4 protein-coding genes and 1 tRNA gene are annotated in these 3,243 nt (G+C 44.3%); 3 read left to right on the top strand and 2 right to left on the bottom strand.

Annotated elements, in window-relative coordinates:
- Window positions 1–131 precede the first annotated feature (131 nt).
- A tRNA-Pro gene (locus BCT81_RS08780) sits at window positions 132–208 on the bottom strand.
- Between the two features lie 255 nt (window positions 209–463).
- Between BCT81_RS08780 and BCT81_RS08775 the strand changes: the two genes are divergently transcribed.
- The 3 genes from BCT81_RS08775 (at window position 464) to rluF (ending at window position 2,666) form a co-directional block, all read left to right on the top strand.
- A complete protein-coding gene (locus tag BCT81_RS08775) occupies window positions 464–604 on the top strand; it encodes a DUF3149 domain-containing protein (RefSeq protein ID WP_004739790.1) in 141 nt (46 codons plus the stop codon).
- Between the two features lie 166 nt (window positions 605–770).
- A complete protein-coding gene (smrA, locus tag BCT81_RS08770; protein ID WP_102423873.1) occupies window positions 771–1,352 on the top strand; it encodes a DNA endonuclease SmrA in 582 nt (193 codons plus the stop codon).
- 168 nt (window positions 1,353–1,520) lie between these two features.
- Window positions 1,521–2,666, top strand: coding sequence for a 23S rRNA pseudouridine(2604) synthase RluF (rluF, locus tag BCT81_RS08765; protein WP_102423872.1), 1,146 nt, complete (start codon window positions 1,521–1,523; stop codon window positions 2,664–2,666).
- A gap of 78 nt (window positions 2,667–2,744) precedes the next feature.
- Here rluF and ybaK read toward each other — a convergent pair whose 3' ends face one another.
- Window positions 2,745–3,230, bottom strand: coding sequence for a Cys-tRNA(Pro) deacylase (gene ybaK, locus BCT81_RS08760; protein WP_102423874.1), 486 nt, complete (start codon window positions 3,228–3,230; stop codon window positions 2,745–2,747).
- Window positions 3,231–3,243: the final 13 nt, after the last annotated feature.

Genomic DNA, 3,243 nt, shown 5'->3' with positions numbered 1-3,243 from the left:
TGCTACGGCTTTCTTTAATGTGGTCGGTGAAGAGCTTATTTTTAACATCAGGCGAACCCCATTTGGGTTCTATTCCTTTTCCTACACCCTAAAACGACGAAAGCCTGCTCATTGAGCAGGCTTTCTATATGTGGTCGGTGAAGAGGGATTCGAACCCCCGACCCTCTGGTCCCAAACCAGATGCGCTACCAAGCTGCGCTATTCACCGAGATATCTAACTGGCTCATTGCCTGTCGATGGAGCGTATAATACGGATTCTGAGTTTATCCGCAAGGGCTTTTTATCATATTTATTGAGATCTTGAATCGTTCGAGCAAAAGACATACAACAACAAGCTCAATGTGACGAAAAACACACAGTTACCAACAAGTATTTAACTTATGCAACAGGATTGATCCAGATCAGTAAATTGATAATGTCACTTAATACACTAACCCATGTCATATAACTTTGAGGTATACACATGGACTTTTGGCTAGATCTCCTATTTGGTAATGCGGTGGGACTATCTTCAATGATAGTAATCTTCGGGGCTCTGGGTCTCATGATGTTTTATGGAGGCTTCTTCATCTACAAAGTTATGACTGACAAATCTCCTCACTAGAGTCGCTCAGCCTAAATCATTTACCTAAAGCTTCATTACTATAGGTAAATTTGAAAACGCTTTGCACCGGAGCTGACTTCTCTTGTCTCCTCCGGTTTTTTCATTTTTAAACCCTACCCCAACTTAGGTATACTTACTCTATTCTTACCAACTTGAGATGCACACTATGTCTCATGATGACGATTTAGAGCTATTCCAACAAATGATGGGCGATGTTAAACGTATCGACCATGACACCGCAGAACACCAGAAAGTACATCGCGTTACAGAGTCTCAGCTTGCTAAGCGTGAAGCCGCTATGTGGCTCTCTGATGATGAGAAAGATTACCTATCACTCGATTACTCTCCGATGGTTAAGCCAGACGACGTTATTGCTTATAAGAAGGATGGTGTTCAGGAAGGCGTATACAAAAAACTGCGCCTAGGTAAGTACCCCATTCAGGCCAAACTCGATCTCCATAGAAAGACGCTGAAAGACGCTCGCAACGAAGTGCTGTCATTTTTACGCCAATGCTTAAGAATGGATGTTCGCACTGTCATTATCGTTCATGGGAAAGGAGAACGCTCAAATCCACCAGCGATGATGAAAAGCTACGTGACTAACTGGCTGACTCAGATCAACGATGTGCAATGTGTACACTCAGCACAGCAATTTCACGGTGGTACCGGTGCTGTTTATGTCATGCTTAGAAAAAGCAATGAGAAGAAACTAGAAAATAGAGAGCGTCATCAAAAGCGCACTAGCTGATCATCGAAATTCTGGAGCGGGCTTTCACCCCAAGATCGATATTTAGTGCCTAGACTCAAACCAAGTGCTAAAATTATTGTCAGTTAACGAATTCAAACGTAAAGCAACTGCTCTGTAGTTGCTTTTTTGTTTCCCTATATTTCCGTTGTGAAACGCTAAGAGAATATCATGTCACAAGAATCCCAAGCTAAACGCCTTAACAAATACATCAGTGAAACTGGTTTTTGCTCACGCCGCGAAGCCGACAAACTGATTGATGCAGGTCGAGTTACTATTAACGGCAAGATCCCAGAAATGGGCACCAAAGTAATGCCTGGTGATGATGTTGAGATCGACAACAAACCGGTTCGCTCGAAAGAGAAACCTATCTACATCGCTTTGAATAAACCGACAGGCATTACCTGCACCACTGAACGTGATATTCCTGGAAATATCGTCGATTTCATCGGTCACCATAAGCGTATCTTCCCGATTGGCCGCTTGGATAAGCCATCTGATGGTTTGATCTTCCTGACAAACGACGGTGACATCGTAAACAAGATTCTTCGTGCTGGTAACAACCACGAGAAAGAGTATGTGGTTCGTGTCGATAAACCAATCACAGGTGAATTCTTACAGAAAATGGCAGCGGGTGTGCCGATTCTGGATACGGTGACGTTGCCATGTAAAGTAGAGAAAGAGACTAAGTTCTCATTCCGAATCACATTAACGCAAGGTCTGAACCGCCAGATTCGTCGCATGTGTGAAGCACTTGGCTATGAAGTTTTCAAACTACGTCGTGTTCGTATCATGAACATCTCTTTGGATGGTATCCCTAATGGCAAGTGGCGTTACTTGAGCGAAGAAGAGATCGCAGAAATTCTAGCGATGTGTGAAGGTTCTGTAAGTACAGAAGACGCATCTAAAATTAACGCAAAGGGTCAGCGTATCCGCAAGGCGACAGACGCTAAGCTATTCGATAGTCGTGAAGAGAACCAAGCTTCTACTGCTCGACGTAATCAAAAAGAGAATCGTACTCGTACTTACCGCGGTAATAACGCGGATGAATTCCGTCATGCGCCGAATTCAAAGCGTGGTCGTAATTCATCAAATGGCGAAAACAAAGGTCAGAGTAAAGGCAACACAGAAAATTGGAAATCAAATTCTCGTTCTGAGCGCTCGAACTCAGACAACAAGGGTTCAGATCGCAATCGTGCTGGCCGTGGTAATGCCGACCACCGAGCTGGCAAGCCGACTAATCGCCACCAAGAGTCAAACCGACCAAATAAGCCAGCAGCAAAACGGGTTGGTGGTACTCTAGGTCTTAAAAAGTAGAGTGACTCCGTATACCAAAACGCCCACGACTAAGTGGGCGTTTTTATTTGTTATTTCATACATCATGCCTTGTGACGACTAGCCATCAGCTTGCAAGCACAAATCCGTAAACTGAGCTCGAGTCAGCAGAGCTAAATCTTTAGGGGCGAGTTCAATTTCCAACCCTCGCTTGCCTGCACTTACGCAGATCGTTTCAAAATCCGTCGCACTGGAATGAACAAAAGTCGGCAGCGCTTTCTTCTGACCAAGCGGGCTGATCCCCCCTACTACATAACCTGTGGTTTTCTGAGCAATATCTGGGTTGGCCATCTCTGCTTTTTTACCTTTTGCCGCTTTAGCCGCAAGTTTCAAATTGAGTTTCTGGTCGACAGGAATCACCGCAACAGCCAAGTCTTTAGCGACACCATTTAGGCAGAATAGAAGCGTTTTGAATACACGTTTAGGATCCTGCCCTAGCGCCTCAACGGCTTCTAACCCATAGTTAGTATTGTTGGCATCATGGTGATACTGATGCACCGTATGAGCGATTTTCTTTTTCTTGGCAAGATTGATTGCAGGGGTCATAACAAATCCAAAC

The organism is Vibrio sp. 10N.261.52.A1 (assembly GCF_002876325.1).
Lineage (GTDB): Bacteria > Pseudomonadota > Gammaproteobacteria > Enterobacterales > Vibrionaceae > Vibrio > Vibrio chagasii.
Note: the sequence above shows the minus strand (reverse complement) of the source record. Positions and strands in the feature narration are given on the sequence as shown.